At 63.3% G+C, this 13,094-nt stretch carries 15 protein-coding genes and 1 tRNA gene; 8 read left to right on the top strand and 8 right to left on the bottom strand.

Annotation, left to right across the window (positions count from 1 at the left end):
* Positions 1 to 7 precede the first annotated feature (7 nt).
* Together ACGYK4_RS06050 and ACGYK4_RS06045 are read right to left on the bottom strand one after the other, a co-directional pair.
* Positions 8 to 727, bottom strand: coding sequence for a GNAT family N-acetyltransferase (locus ACGYK4_RS06050; protein WP_394455579.1), 720 nt, complete (start codon positions 725 to 727; stop codon positions 8 to 10).
* 62 nt (positions 728 to 789) lie between these two features.
* The gene (locus ACGYK4_RS06045) at positions 790 to 1,254 is read right to left on the bottom strand and encodes an outer membrane protein assembly factor BamE (RefSeq protein ID WP_067265877.1); all 465 of its coding nucleotides are present in this window, start codon (positions 1,252 to 1,254) and stop codon (positions 790 to 792) included.
* A 90-nt stretch (positions 1,255 to 1,344) separates the two neighbouring features.
* Here ACGYK4_RS06045 and ACGYK4_RS06040 point away from each other — a divergent pair, with 90 nt between their 5' ends.
* The 8 genes from ACGYK4_RS06040 to ACGYK4_RS06005 all read left to right on the top strand — a co-directional run bounded on the left by ACGYK4_RS06040 (position 1,345) and on the right by ACGYK4_RS06005 (position 7,040).
* The gene (locus ACGYK4_RS06040) at positions 1,345 to 1,896 is read left to right on the top strand and encodes a YceD family protein (protein ID WP_394455578.1); all 552 of its coding nucleotides are present in this window, start codon (positions 1,345 to 1,347) and stop codon (positions 1,894 to 1,896) included.
* Positions 1,897 to 2,096: 200 nt separating this feature from the next.
* Positions 2,097 to 2,303, top strand: a complete 207-nt coding sequence (gene rpmF / locus ACGYK4_RS06035) for a 50S ribosomal protein L32 (protein ID WP_067265873.1) — start codon at positions 2,097 to 2,099, stop codon at positions 2,301 to 2,303.
* A 50-nt stretch (positions 2,304 to 2,353) separates the two neighbouring features.
* Complete coding sequence (gene plsX, locus ACGYK4_RS06030; protein WP_394429817.1) at positions 2,354 to 3,430, top strand: phosphate acyltransferase PlsX; 1,077 nt, start codon at positions 2,354 to 2,356, stop codon at positions 3,428 to 3,430.
* Positions 3,427 to 4,398, top strand: coding sequence for a beta-ketoacyl-ACP synthase III (locus ACGYK4_RS06025; protein ID WP_394429815.1), 972 nt, complete (start codon positions 3,427 to 3,429; stop codon positions 4,396 to 4,398). Before plsX ends, ACGYK4_RS06025 begins: the two co-directional genes overlap by 4 nt.
* A gap of 109 nt (positions 4,399 to 4,507) precedes the next feature.
* Positions 4,508 to 4,810, top strand: coding sequence for an integration host factor subunit alpha (ihfA, locus tag ACGYK4_RS06020; RefSeq protein ID WP_067265868.1), 303 nt, complete (start codon positions 4,508 to 4,510; stop codon positions 4,808 to 4,810).
* 3 nt (positions 4,811 to 4,813) lie between these two features.
* Entirely contained in the window at positions 4,814 to 5,740 is a 927-nt protein-coding gene (locus tag ACGYK4_RS06015; RefSeq protein ID WP_394455576.1) for a MerR family transcriptional regulator, read from the top strand.
* Between the two features lie 67 nt (positions 5,741 to 5,807).
* Positions 5,808 to 5,884 (top strand) — tRNA-Pro (locus tag ACGYK4_RS06010).
* Positions 5,885 to 5,963: 79 nt separating this feature from the next.
* Positions 5,964 to 7,040, top strand: coding sequence for a 2'-deoxycytidine 5'-triphosphate deaminase (locus ACGYK4_RS06005; RefSeq protein ID WP_394455777.1), 1,077 nt, complete (start codon positions 5,964 to 5,966; stop codon positions 7,038 to 7,040).
* Between the two features lie 14 nt (positions 7,041 to 7,054).
* On the opposite strand, the gene scpB is transcribed toward ACGYK4_RS06005, so the two are convergent.
* The 6 genes from scpB to ACGYK4_RS05975 all read right to left on the bottom strand — a co-directional run bounded on the left by scpB (position 7,055) and on the right by ACGYK4_RS05975 (position 13,071).
* Positions 7,055 to 7,711: an SMC-Scp complex subunit ScpB gene (scpB, locus tag ACGYK4_RS06000; protein WP_394455574.1), complete on the bottom strand. Its 657-nt coding sequence runs from the start codon at positions 7,709 to 7,711 to the stop codon at positions 7,055 to 7,057.
* Positions 7,712 to 7,714: 3 nt separating this feature from the next.
* The gene (locus ACGYK4_RS05995; protein WP_394429809.1) at positions 7,715 to 8,509 is read right to left on the bottom strand and encodes a segregation and condensation protein A; all 795 of its coding nucleotides are present in this window, start codon (positions 8,507 to 8,509) and stop codon (positions 7,715 to 7,717) included.
* Positions 8,502 to 9,509, bottom strand: coding sequence for a beta-N-acetylhexosaminidase (gene nagZ, locus ACGYK4_RS05990; protein WP_394455572.1), 1,008 nt, complete (start codon positions 9,507 to 9,509; stop codon positions 8,502 to 8,504). Before nagZ ends, ACGYK4_RS05995 begins: the two co-directional genes overlap by 8 nt.
* Complete coding sequence (locus ACGYK4_RS05985; RefSeq protein WP_394455570.1) at positions 9,509 to 10,519, bottom strand: SPOR domain-containing protein; 1,011 nt, start codon at positions 10,517 to 10,519, stop codon at positions 9,509 to 9,511. Before ACGYK4_RS05985 ends, nagZ begins: the two co-directional genes overlap by 1 nt.
* Before the next feature lie 79 nt (positions 10,520 to 10,598).
* On the bottom strand, positions 10,599 to 12,344 hold the full coding sequence (argS, locus tag ACGYK4_RS05980) for an arginine--tRNA ligase (protein ID WP_394455569.1): 1,746 nt from the start codon (positions 12,342 to 12,344) through the stop codon (positions 10,599 to 10,601).
* A 106-nt stretch (positions 12,345 to 12,450) separates the two neighbouring features.
* Positions 12,451 to 13,071 carry a hypothetical protein gene (locus tag ACGYK4_RS05975; RefSeq protein ID WP_394455568.1) on the bottom strand — a complete coding sequence of 207 codons (621 nt, stop codon included), beginning with the start codon at positions 13,069 to 13,071 and terminating at the stop codon, positions 12,451 to 12,453.
* Between the last annotated feature and the right edge of the window lie 23 nt (positions 13,072 to 13,094).

Genomic DNA, 13,094 nt, shown 5'->3' with positions numbered 1-13,094 from the left:
TGCGGCCTCAGGCCAACGCCCGCAAAAGCCGCGCGCGGTTGGGCGGAATCCCGGCGATCTCCAGCCCGGTGAAGACATGCAGCGTGCCCATTTGCCGATCGATCACGGCGTGGTCGCTGACCCAGCCGCCCATCGCCAGATAGCTGCGCAGCAGCGGCGGGATTTGCTGGCGCGCGCGCCGGGGATCGGGGCTGTGGCGGTCGCGGGCATAGGGGTGGACCTCAGCCGCCCTGACGCGGGGGCGCCATTCCGCGGGGGCAAGATGCTGCTGTTTCAACAGGGCAAAGGCGTCGCGGTAGCGGGTCGGATCGGTGCCCGTGAAAGAGGAACAGCCAAACAAAAGCGCCGCCCTGCTGTCATCGACTTCCCGGGCCAATTGCCCCCAAGCGAGGCGCTGAATGTCGGGGTCTTGCCATTCTGGGTGGATGCAAAAGCGGCCCAGTTCCAGCATGGCGCCTTTCATGCGCTCCAGATGGCTCAGTTCGTAAAACTGCGCGGCATAGCTCTGGGCCAGCTCCGCGCCCTGAAACAGGGTCAGGCGAAAGCAGCAGACCAATGTGCCGCTGTCGCGATCCTCTATCAGAAAATGCCGTGCTGCCGCGTCGAATGCATCACGGTCGACGGTCCCGGTCTGAAAACACTGCGTCCGCAGCGCCTGCGCCCGGGTAATGTCCCCGGGCGTGAGGGCTTCGCGCGTCAGATATCGGCCCGGGGGCGCTTGGGTCATCTGCGAGGTCGCCTTCGCTTATCCGCGGCCCTGCCCCGCTGCCGGGGCATGCCAAGGGGAACTTAGCTGCCGAAGGCCGACGGGCTGAAGCGGCCAAGGTTGCCAAGAAGCTGGCGCAGGAAGGTGTTGTCGGCCACAGGCGATGTCGTCACGCGGCGCGACAGCGGCACGACCTGCCCCCGTTCAAGCCCGAAGCGTTCGACATTCGACACCACACCGGCTTCGTTGAAACTGACGGTCACCACCTCACGCTCGATCTCTTTCGGGGCCATGAAGCCGAGCGCGCGTTTGCGCATCTTAACGTAATAGTAACTATCATCGCTCAAAACACCCGAAACCGTGGGCACACCGATCTTCTGCGCGACGCTTTCCTTGGTATCGCTGCCCACAACGACCTGCTCAAGCTGGTCTTGCGGCGGCACATAGCCGTGGTTCTCATACTGCGGGCTACAGGCGGTCAGAAGCAGTGCCAGGCCCATACCCGCGATCCGGAGGTGCGTCTTGCCGGTCTGTTTGGTTTTGCGCATTTGGTCTGCCCTCTTGCCCTGACGGATTATGGCTTTTATTTCGCATACACCAAGGCACCCCAAGTGTACAAGAAACGAAAGTCGGATCTCATGTCGCGCAAATCACCTACGCCAACCGCTCTTCGGGTCGCGGACCTGTCCCAGACGGAGCCAAACGCGTTCGCGCTGCGCCCTGAGGCGGAAGCGCTGGCGCAGATCGCCGAGGAACTCGATCTCTCGGCCCTGCGCAAACTTAGCTTTTCGGGCAGCATCAAACCGCTCGGCAAACAGGACTGGCAGCTGGACGGGAAACTGGGCGCGACCGTGGTGCAGCCCTGCGTCGTCACGCTTGAGCCAGTGACCACGCGGATCGACGCCGATATTACCCGCCGCTTCATCCATGATTTCGAACTCCCCGAAGAAGAGGAGGTCGAAATGCCTGAGGACGATACGGCAGAGCCTTTGGGTCAATGGATCGACCCCGCGCAGGTCATGATCGAGGCGCTGGCGCTGGAAGTGCCGGAATATCCCCGCAAGGGCGATGCGGAACTGGGCCAGATGGTCCATGCCGAACCGGGAAAAAAGCCGATGACCGACGAAGACGCGCGGCCCTTCGCGGGCTTGGGCGCGCTGCGCGATGCGCTGAAGAAAGACGAAACCTAAGGAAACAAGCGGAAAACCGCGGAAATTCGCGCTTGCATCGCGCCGGTTTCGCGTTATTTTGCCGCCCTCACCCGAATTAAGGTTGGACATTGCGCGGCTGCGGCCCTAAAGCGTCGTCACGCCCGAAACGGGGTCCGAATTGAAACACGGTTGCGGCCTGCTTTGCCAAGTCAGCAACCCCGAAGGCAAAGGCACCAGACATGGCTGTCCAACAGAATAAAGTATCCAAATCCCGCCGCAACAACCGCCGCGCCCACGATTCGCTCTCTGCGGCGAACCCGAACGAATGTTCGAACTGCGGTGAGCTGAAGCGCCCCCACCACATCTGCGCGGCTTGCGGTCACTATGACGACGCCGAAGTTGTCGCCCTGACCGAAGAAGTGGACCTGGAAGACGACGCAGCATAAGCTGCGCTAGTTTTTAAGGTTTTCTCTTAGGCAGTGAGGCATTCGCACTGATGACGGCCCAGCCCGATCACCCCAACGCGAAAGCCGGACACACCCTGATCTCGGTCGACGCGATGGGGGGTGACGAAGGCCCGGCAGCAGTTGTTGCCGGGTGTGCGCTTTCTGCGAAAGCAAATCCCGATATCGGTTTTATCCTGCATGGTCCCCGTGATCAGTTGGAGCCTTTGATCGCCAAACGTGGTGAGTTGTCGGGCCGTTGCGAGATACGTCACGCCACGGATGTCGTCACGATGGACGACAAGCCCAGCCAAGTCGTGCGCACCGGCAAAGACAGTTCCATGTGGTCTGCCATCGAATCCGTGCGCAGCGGAGAGGCGGCTGTGGCTGTCTCTTGCGGCAATACCGGCGCGCTGATGGCGATGTCGATGATACGGCTGCGCAAATTGCCGGGCGTGAACCGCCCTGCGATTGCCGTGCTCTACCCCTCTTCCAACCCGCAAGGGTTCAACGTGATGCTCGACGTGGGCGCCGATGTGCGCGCCGACGCCGATGATCTGTTGCGTTTCGCGCTGATGGGCACCTCCTACGCCCGCAACGGTATGGATTTGCAGCGCCCCCGCGTGGGGCTGCTGAATGTCGGCACCGAAGAGCATAAGGGCCGCACCGAACTCAAAGAAGCCTATGATTTGATTCGCGCCCAAGGCGATGCCACCGGGTTTGAATTCGTCGGTTTCGTTGAGGGCGGCGATATCTCGGGCAACCGCGCCGATGTCATCGTGACCGATGGGTTCACCGGCAATGTCGCGATCAAGACCGGCGAAGGCACGGCCAGCATGATCGGCGACCGGCTGCGCGAAGCGTTCAAATACTCACCCCTGTCGCGGCTCGCCTCGCTGCTGGCCTATACCTCGCTGCGCCGTCTCAGCAAAAAGATCGATCCGCGCCGCGTGAACGGCGGCGTCTTTCTGGGCCTGAACGGCACGGTGGTGAAATCGCACGGCTCCGCCGATGCGACCGGCATCTCCGCTGCGATCAAACTCGCCGCGCAGTTGTCGCAGAATAAATTCAATGACAAGCTAGCCGCTCGCGTCGCCGCGACGCTGCCAGCTGAGGAGTCCGTCAAATGAGCCTGCGCGCCGTTGTCACTGGTTGTGGCCACTACCTGCCCGCCCGTGTCGTGGAAAATGCCGAATTTGAAGCGACCCTCGACACGAATGACGAATGGATCCGCTCGCGCTCGGGCATCGAACGCCGCCACTTCGCCGCTGAAGGTGAAACGACCTCTTCCATGGCCAGCGCCGCCGCGCGCAAGGCGCTCGAAGACGCAGGGCGCGATGTCTCCGATGTCGACGCGATCGTCGTGGCCACCTCCACCCCCGACCTGACCTTCCCGTCGGCCGCGACCATGGTGCAGGCCGAATTGGGCATGACCAATGGTTTTGCCTTTGACGTGCAGGCGGTTTGCGCGGGTTTTGTCTATGCGCTGGCGAACGCCAATGCGCTTATCGTTTCCGGTCAGGCGCGCAATGTGCTAGTGATCGGGGCCGAGACTTTCAGCCGCATCATGGACTGGACCGACCGGTCGACCTGTGTGCTTTTCGGCGACGGCGCGGGCGCGCTGCTGCTCGAGGCGCAAGAAGGGCAAGGCACGCCCGAGGATCGTGGGATCCTCGCGACCGACCTGAATTCCGACGGGCGCTACCGCGAGTTGCTCTACGTCGATGGTGGCGTCAGCACCGGCACGACAGGCTATCTGCGTATGCAGGGCAATCAGGTGTTCCGCCACGCGGTCGAAAAGCTGGCCGCCACGGCCAATACCGCCATGGAGCGTGCCGGCGTCAGCGCCGAAGACGTCGATTGGATCGTGCCGCATCAGGCCAATATCCGCATCATCCAAGGCACCGCGAAGAAATTGAACCTGCCGATGGAGCGCGTTGTCGTGACCGTGCAGGACCACGGCAACACCTCTGCCGCCTCGATCCCGCTGGCGCTGTCGGTGGGCCGTGAGCGCGGCCAGATCAACAAGGGCGATCTGATCGTCACCGAAGCCATTGGCGGCGGTCTGGCTTGGGGCTCTGTTGTCCTGCGCTGGTAAGTCCCTGAGCTAACGCGGAAAATCTCTGCCGAATCGTGCTCGATCCGGGCATTGATGTTGACTCTAAAAATCTGAGCAGCATATGCTATTGGAAAGCATGGGGGATATAATGCCGAACAAGACATTGACGCGCATGGATTTAAGCGAAGCTGTATTTCGTGAGGTCGGTCTTTCTCGCAATGAGAGTGCTCAGCTGGTCGAAGCCGTGCTTGAGCATATGTCCGACGCTCTGGTCGACGGGGAACAGGTCAAGATTTCCTCTTTCGGCACTTTTTCGGTGCGCGACAAGACCGCGCGTGTGGGCCGCAACCCGAAAACCGGCGAAGAGGTTCCGATCAACCCGCGCCGGGTGCTGACCTTCCGCCCCTCGCATTTGATGAAAGACCGGGTTGCCGAAGGCAACAAGTCCTGACCCATGGTCAAATCGCCGGACGCTTTTCGCACCATCTCCGAAGTCGCTGACTGGCTCGGTATCCAAGCCCATGTTCTGCGGTTTTGGGAGAGTAAGTTTACCCAAGTGAAACCCATCAAACGGGCGGGCGGGCGGCGCTATTACCGTCCCGCCGATATGCTGCTGCTTGGCGGAATCAAGAAGTTGCTGCATGACGATGGGCTGACCATCAAAGGCGTTCAGAAGATCTTGCGTGAGGAAGGGATGACCCATGTCTCCTCCCTCTCCGCCCCGCTTGATGAGTTGGATTTCGTGGAACCGCGCCCTGCGCCGAAGCCGGACATTATCCGGCCTGAGACCGGTGTGGTTCTAAACTTCGGCGCAAAGACGGAAGCGCGCGGGGATGAGGTGAGCGCTGAGACGGTTGAGACGGTCGACACGCGGCAGGAGAACACGGCGGAGGTAGAAGAGCCCGCCCCTGCGGTAGCACAGCGCCCCTCGCCCATGCCGCCCGCCGACGATCACCCACGGGCCACGCCCGATCCGCTGGCCCCCTCTGACAGCAGCACGCCCGATGCGCCGCAACTCCCTGCGTCCGAATTGGAGCCCGAAGAGGAACCCGCGCCGGAACCTGCATCGGAGACCGGCCTGCCCGAGTTCCTCAAGCGCCCGCTGGCGGCTGAGCCCGAGGAGACCGCAGAGCCTTCACCCGCTCCTGCCGAAGCCGAGGCGGAAGACCCTGAAGACGACAGGCCGAAACCCGCGATCATCGACCTGCCCGATTTCACCCCAGAAGCCGATTTTCCCGCCCGTCCGGGGCTGCTCAGCGTAGGTGCGCGTGTCCATCGCCTGCCCCGCGACGTGCAACCGCAGGTCGCCGGTCTGCTGTTGGATTTGGCCGAATTGCGCGCGCGCATGGCCGCAGAAGCCGGCGCGGAAACAAATTTCTAATCGCGATGAAAAGATTGGCAATTCCCTCTTGCACCCCCTGCGAGATCGGGTATGAAGCCCACGTAGTCGGGCTATGGCGCAGCCTGGTAGCGCGTCCGTCTGGGGGACGGAAGGTCGCAGGTTCGAGTCCTGCTAGCCCGACCAACCGACTACAACAAAACGCCCGCGCCGGTAACGCGCGGGCGTTTGCCATTTAAGAAGGCCGCGCCCGATGCCCAATGCGATGAACGGGGTGCTCCCCAACCAGCAGATTGCAGCGATGATCGAAAGCGGCGCCATTGCCGCCGATCCCGCGGTCACCTCTGCCCAGATCCAGCCCGCCAGTCTTGACCTCCGCCTCGGCAGCGTCGCCTATCGCGTCCGCGCGTCTTTCCTTGCCGGGCATGGGGCCAAGGTCTCGGATCGTTTGGCGGAATTCGAGATGCACCGGGTCGACCTCAGCGAAGGGGCCGTGCTGGAAAAGGGTTGTGTCTATGTGGTGCCACTGATGGAGCAATTGGCGCTGCCCGAGGGTGTCTCTGCCGTGGCGAATGCCAAAAGTTCCACCGGGCGGCTGGACCTGCTGACCCGCACCATCACCGATGGCGGCACCGAATTCGACCGCATCGCGCCGGGCTATACCGGGTCGCTTTATGCCGAGATCTGCCCGCGCTCTTTTTCGGTGCTTGTGCGGCCCGGCATGCGGCTCAATCAGATTCGTTTCGGCAGCGGGGATGCGACCCTCGACGACGACGCGCTGCGCGCGCTGCACGATAAGACACCGCTCGTTGACGGGACCGCCGTGATCGATGAGGGCTTGGGCTTCTCCGTCGATCTACGGCTGCCCGGCACCAGCCTCGTCGGTTACCGCGCGAAGCCGCATGCCGGGGTGATCGACCTCGACAAGATTGGCCATTACGATCCCGCCGCCTATTGGGAAGAGGTGCATAGCACTAACGGTCAAATCATCCTCGACCCCGGCGCCTTCTATATCCTCGTCAGCCGCGAAGCGGTGACGATCCCGCCTGCCTATGCCGCTGAAATGGCACCCTATTTGGCGATGGTCGGAGAGTTCCGCGTGCATTACGCGGGCTTCTTCGATCCGGGCTTTGGCCATGCCGAGGCAGGCGGCGCAGGCTCACGCGGGGTGCTGGAAGTGCGCTGTCACGAGGCGCCCTTTGTGCTGGAGCATGGGCAAGTCGTGGGCCGTTTGGTCTATGAGCATATGGCGCAGATCCCAAGTCAGCTTTACGGCGCCGACATCGCGTCGAACTACCAAGGTCAGGGGCTGAAACTGTCGAAACATTTCCGCTCCGCGTAAAGACGCGGCGCCGGTCAATCCTCGAACAGCTCGCTCTGCCCTTCGGTCGCTTCCGGCTCGTCTTCGCCATCGCCGACGGTGGGCAGCAGACCGGCGGGCGGACGGTTCTCCAACAACCCGGCAGAGCGCAGCTCTTTCAGCCCCGGCAGATCCCGCGCGCTTTCCAAACCGAAGTGATCCAGAAACTCCTGCGTGACGACAAAGGTCACCGGACGGCCCGGCGTCATCTTGCGGTGGCCAAAACGGATCCACTCCATCTCAAGCAACTGGTCCACCGTGCCGCGCGACACGGATACGCCGCGAATCTCTTCGATCTCGGCGCGGGTGACGGGCTGGTGATAAGCGATGATCGCCAAAGTCTCGATGGCGGCGCGGCTGAGCTTGCGGGTCTCGACCGTCTCCTTATGCATCAGGAAACCAAGGTCCGGCGCGGTGCGAAAGGCGTAGGCATCGCCCACTTTCATCACCTGCACGCCGCGCCCCTGATACCGGTGCCGCAGGAAGGCCATCGCCTCGCCCACGTCTGAGCCGCGCGGCAAACGCTCTTCGAGTTCGCGCAGGGTGATCGGCTCGGAACTGGCGAAAAGCACGGCTTCGATCATACGCTCCTGCTCGGCGAGCGAGGGCGCGTCGAACAGTTTCTTTTCTTTGGTTTCAATCTCTTCCGACACGCATCAATCCTTCTTGCGCAGTTGGATGGGGGCGAAAATCTCTTTCTGCCGGATCTCCATATGCCCCTCTTTGACCAGTTGCAAAGAAGCGGCAAAGGTCGCCGCCGTGGCCGAGCGGCGGCGTTCTGGGTCGCTTTCCCAGCCCTCGGGCAGGTAGCTGTTCAGATCGCTCCAATCGCCCGCGTAGCCGATCAGACCGCGCATGCGGTCCAGGGCCTCTTCCATGGTGAAGACCTTGTCGCGGTCCATCACGAAGGGGCGGAAATCTTCACGCGTGCGGGTGCGGGCATAGCCTTGCATGAGGTCCAGAAGGGTCGCCGTATAGGTGACCTTCTTGACCTGCGTGACCTCCTGGGTCTGGCCGCGGGCAAAGAAGTCGCGCCCCAGTTGGTCGCGCGCCATCAGCCGCGCCGCTACGTCGCGCATGGCCTGAAGGCGTTCCAGCTGAAAGGCCAGATGCGCGGCCATTTCCTCGCCCGAGGGGCCTTCTTCGCTGGGGTCCGGCGGCAGCAGCAGACGCGACTTCAGGAAAGCCAACCACGCCGCCATGACGAGGTAATCCGCCGCCAGTTCCAGCCGCAACTCCTTGGCCCGTTCGACAAAGGCCAGATACTGCCGCGCCAGTTGCAGCACCGAGATCTTGCGTAGATCGACCTTTTGCGTGCGGCTCAGCGACAGCAGCAGATCAAGCGGCCCTTCATACCCTTCGACATCAATGATGAAGGTTTCGGCGGCCAGCCGGTCGGCCACGGTGCTGCCAGCCCTGCCCCGGTCTTCCTGAAATGTCGTCTCAGCCATGCAATGTCCCGCCCAGAAGCGTCTCAAGCTGGGCGCTGAGGGCGTCGATGTCAACGTCATCGGGGGTTTGCCGCGCATCCATCGCGCGCAGGGCGCGGGTCTGGGCGGCGGGGGTCATCTCACCCGCGGCTTCGGCCACGGCGCGGCGGTCTTCGAGCGGGCCATTGCAGAAAAGTGCCACGTCACAGCCCGCCGCGATGGCGGCGCGGGTGCTTTCCGCCGGGGTCATTTGCAGCGCTTTCATCGAAATGTCGTCGGTCATCACGAGGTTGTCGAAGCCGATCTCTTCGCGGATCAGCCGCATCACCTCGGGCGACAGGGTCGCCGGGGCATTGTCCAGCGCGTCATAGACCAGATGTGCGGTCATCCCCATCGGCAGGTCGCGCAGGCTGCGGAAGGGGGCGAAATCGACCGCCTCCAGATCGATCCGGCGGGCCGCAACCCGGGGCAGATCGTGGTGGCTGTCAAGCGTCGCGCGGCCATGGCCCGGCATGTGCTTCATTACCGGCAAGACCCCTCCGGCCAGCAGCGCATCCGCCACGGCACGGCCAATCTCGGCCACCTGCCCCGGCGTTTCGCCGTAGCAGCGATTGCGCAGAAAACGGTGGGTGTCCGGCCCGGCCACATCGATCAGTGGGGCGCAGTTACTGTCGATCCCGACACTGTGCAGCTCATGGGCGATGATCCGGTACATCAAGTAGAAGGCTTGGCGCGCTTGATCGCCGGCGCGGGCGGCGAGGTCCATCGGCGGCATCCAATCGCGCCAATGCGGCGCGCGCATGCGCTGCACGCGTCCGCCCTCTTGGTCGATGGTGATCACGGCCTCATGCCCCGCCGCCTCGCGCATCTCTTCGCAGAGCGCGCGCAGCTGGTCGGGGCTGTCGATGTTGCGGGCGAAGAGGATAAAGCCAAAGGGCCGCACGTCCCGAAAGAACGCCTTTTCCTCGACGCTGAGCCGATGGCCCGTCGCGTCGAGGATCGCGGCCCCGAAGGGGCGCATCAGCGCATCACCACCGGGATGCAATCCGCGTTTTCGGCCACGAGGGCCGAGCAGAAGCGGCGCGCATCGGCGATGTCGTTAAAGCCCATGGCACGCAGGCGGTAGAAGACCCGCCCGCCGCTGGTGGCCTTTTGCACGACGCGGCTCTTGCCTTCGAGATAGGCACCGAAACGGCCCTGCAAACGGTCCCATTGTTCGCGCGCCACCTCGGGGCTGTCAAAGGCGCCAAGCTGGGCCATGCGGGTGCCGGCGGGGAGCGATGCGGGGTCGACTTCTTGGGTGGCCGCGGCCACTGGATTAGGTTGCACGGCGGCGGGTGTCACAACGGCACCGCCCGCCGGACGGCGGCGCGGACGCAGGGAGTTGCGCACGCCCGGCGCGTTCAGCACGGCCTTGACCACCTTGGGCTGCACGGATGTATCGGCCAGCGCCATCGCCACGGCGGCATCGACAGGATCGCCAGCGGCGGCCTCCTCACCGGTGAGCGGTGCCACGCCATTGGTCAATTGCGCCACGAGGTCTTGCACATTGCCCGAGCGGATCGCTTCGGAGGCGTCGATCAGGTCGCCGTCATCCTCAAGCGCCACGGCTGGCGTCACGTTGCCTTGTGTCTTTGCGGCAACCATTGCCGCTTTGACGGGCTGGTCTTCGTCTTGCAATTCGATCTGGCGCGGCGCGAGGCGCAGCTCATCCGCCGGGCGCCCGGCGCTGCCTTCGGCGGCGACCACATTGACCGAAAGCCCCTGATGCCGGGCCAATTCGCCGCCCGGCTCTTCAGGGCGCACGCGCATCTCGCCTTCGATCGCGCGGACCACCGGGATGCCGGTCACGTCGCGGACGAGCAGTTTGTACCCCCAGACACCGATCCCCGCCACAAGCGCCAAGGAAACCACGGCGCCCGCAATATTTGTGAGCGTTGTCAGGGTCTTGGGCGCGTTGCCCACTGCGTAGCTATGCGCGGAATCGGGCGCATAGCCCGCCGTCGTCGGGGAAGACGTGAAATCTGCCATCTCTGCCTCTTTGCCCGGCGTGATACATCGCCACGCGGGTCTGGTCATGGGGTTGCCTGTTTTCGGCGCGCTGGTGCGGTTACCGCATCTCCTGCGCCGGTGTGACCCCGAGAATACCAAGACCCGCCGCAATTACAATCGCAACGGCACGCGACAGCGCGATTTTTGCCTGCGAGGTGGCCGCGTCCCCTTCTTGCAAGGCGCGCAAGCCATCCTCAGACCGGCCCAAGTGGTAGAGGCTGTGGAAGTCGGAGGCCAATTCATAGAGGTAGAAGGCCACCCGGTGCGGCTCATTGCTGCGCGCGGCAGTCTCGACCAGACGGGGCCATTCGGCAAGCTTGCGCAGCAGGCCGATCTCGGCCTCGTGGTCGAGCTTGGACAGATCCGCGTCCAGCAGCGTGGCATCCGCTACCTCGATCCCCGCCTCTTCGGCTTTGCGCAGGATCGACGCGACCCGCGCATGGGCGTATTGCACGTAAAAGACCGGGTTCTCGCGGCTTTGCTCCAACACCTTGTCGAAATCGAAGTCGAGCATCGCGTCGTTCTTACGCGTCAACATGACAAAGCGCGTCACATCCGGGCCGACCTGATCCACAACATCGCGCAGGGTTACGAAAGTCCCTGCCCGTTTGGACATCTTGAACGGCTCACCGTTCTTATAAAGCTTCACCAGTTGCGTCAGCTTGATGTCGAGCGGTACATGACCGTCGCTCAGCGCCGAAACCGCCGCTTTCATCCGTTTGACGTAGCCGCCATGATCCGCGCCAAAGACATCGATCAGCATGTCGAAATCACGGCTGACCTTGTCATAGTGATAAGCGATGTCGGGCGCAAAATAGGTCCAAGACCCGTCGGACTTCTTGACCGGGCGGTCGACATCGTCGCCATGTTCGGTGGATTTGAACAGGGTCTGTTCGCGCGGTTCCCAATCGTCGGGCTTCTTGCCCTTCGGCGGCTCCAACACGCCTTCGTAGATCAACCCTTTGGCTTCGAGCGAGGCGATGGCCGCTTCGATCTGACCCGTGCCATAGAGCGATTTTTCGCTATAAAACACGTCCATCTCGACACCCAGTGCCGCCAGATCGTCGCGAATGAGGTTCATCATCGCATCGGTAGCGAATTCGCGGATATCGTCCAGCCATTCGCTTTCCGGCTGATCGACCAGCTTGTCGCCGTACATCTTGGCCAGCGCTTCGCCCAGCGGAATCAGATAGTCGCCGGGATAGGTGCCATCGGGGAAGGCCACCTCTTTGCCATTGGCTTCGAGGTAGCGCAGATAGACCGACCGGGCGAGCACATCGACCTGCGCACCGCCGTCGTTGATGTAGTATTCCCGCGTCACGTCATAGCCCGCGAAGTCCAGCAGGCTAGCCAGCGCATCACCAAAGACCGCGCCACGGGTGTGGCCCACATGCAGCGGCCCCGTCGGGTTGGCCGAGACATATTCAACGTTCACCCGCTGACCGGCGCCAAGGATCGCGCGGCCAAAGTCGGTGCCTTGGTTCAGCACCTGACGGGCCACGTTTTGCCAGACCGAAGGTGCCAGACGCAGGTTGATGAAGCCCGGCCCCGCCACTTCGGCAGAGGTGATGCGCGGATCGTTTTGCAACTGCGCGGCCAGTGCTTCGGCGATGTCGCGCGGCTTCATGCCCGCGGGCTTGGCCAGCACCATCGCGGCATTGGTGGCCATGTCGCCATGGGCCGCGTCGCGCGGCGGCTCGGCGGTGATCGGGTCAAAGTTCAGGGTCGCTGGCAGGGCTTCCTGCGCGACCATCTGTTCCAGCGTCGCAATGATAAGATGGCGAATTTCGGCAAATAGGTTCATGTCGGGTATCCTTGTTCCCCGCCCGTTTATCATGTGCGGGGGTGCAGTCAATCAAGCGTCGGGCCGTCGCGGCCCAAGTTGGGGAGTGGCGTTTGAAGCGGCGGGCTCAGCCGAGGTCCAAACGCCCAGATCGGAGCCGTCGACCCGCCTCGGAGCCGAGGAACAGCGCGCTTTCCGCTGCAAGCTCTGCCTGCCCCTCTGGCACGGTGATCAGATGGAAACGCAGCCCCCGCGGGCCGAACACCTTGTCGAGCGCGGCATTGGCCGCTTCAAACGCGCCGATCATGGCATGCCCGGCCAGCGCCAAGGGTTGGCTTGGCCGCGGCAGAACGGTCACCACCGCCCCCTGCCCGGCCACCAGACCCCGGCCCAAGGCACGCATCATGGCCGAAATCCCGCGGATCTGCGCATCCGTGCCTTTGCAGCAATCGTCGGGGTCGAGCGGCATCAGGTTCAGCACCATATGCAGCGGCGTGCCGCCCCAATTGCGGTGCAACGGCTCAAACCGCGCGACAAGATCGCCCGCCAGCGCCAGCCCTTCGACACGCTCGGCCGATTGACTCATCAACCGCGCAAGCACCGCGGGATCGCGGTCCATCGCCACGACCTCCGCCCCCAGATCCGCCGCGCGTTTAGCCACCGTAGGCCCCGGCGCTTGACCCGCCGAGAGGATCGCGAATGTCGCGTCACCGGCCAGACTTTCCGGCAGAACGGGGGTTTGTATCATGTCATCTCACCTATGGATCATCA

This window comes from Sulfitobacter sp. 1A13368 (genome assembly GCF_043557275.1).
Classification (GTDB): domain Bacteria; phylum Pseudomonadota; class Alphaproteobacteria; order Rhodobacterales; family Rhodobacteraceae; genus Sulfitobacter; species Sulfitobacter faviae.
This window is presented reverse-complemented; position numbering and strand designations above follow the sequence as displayed.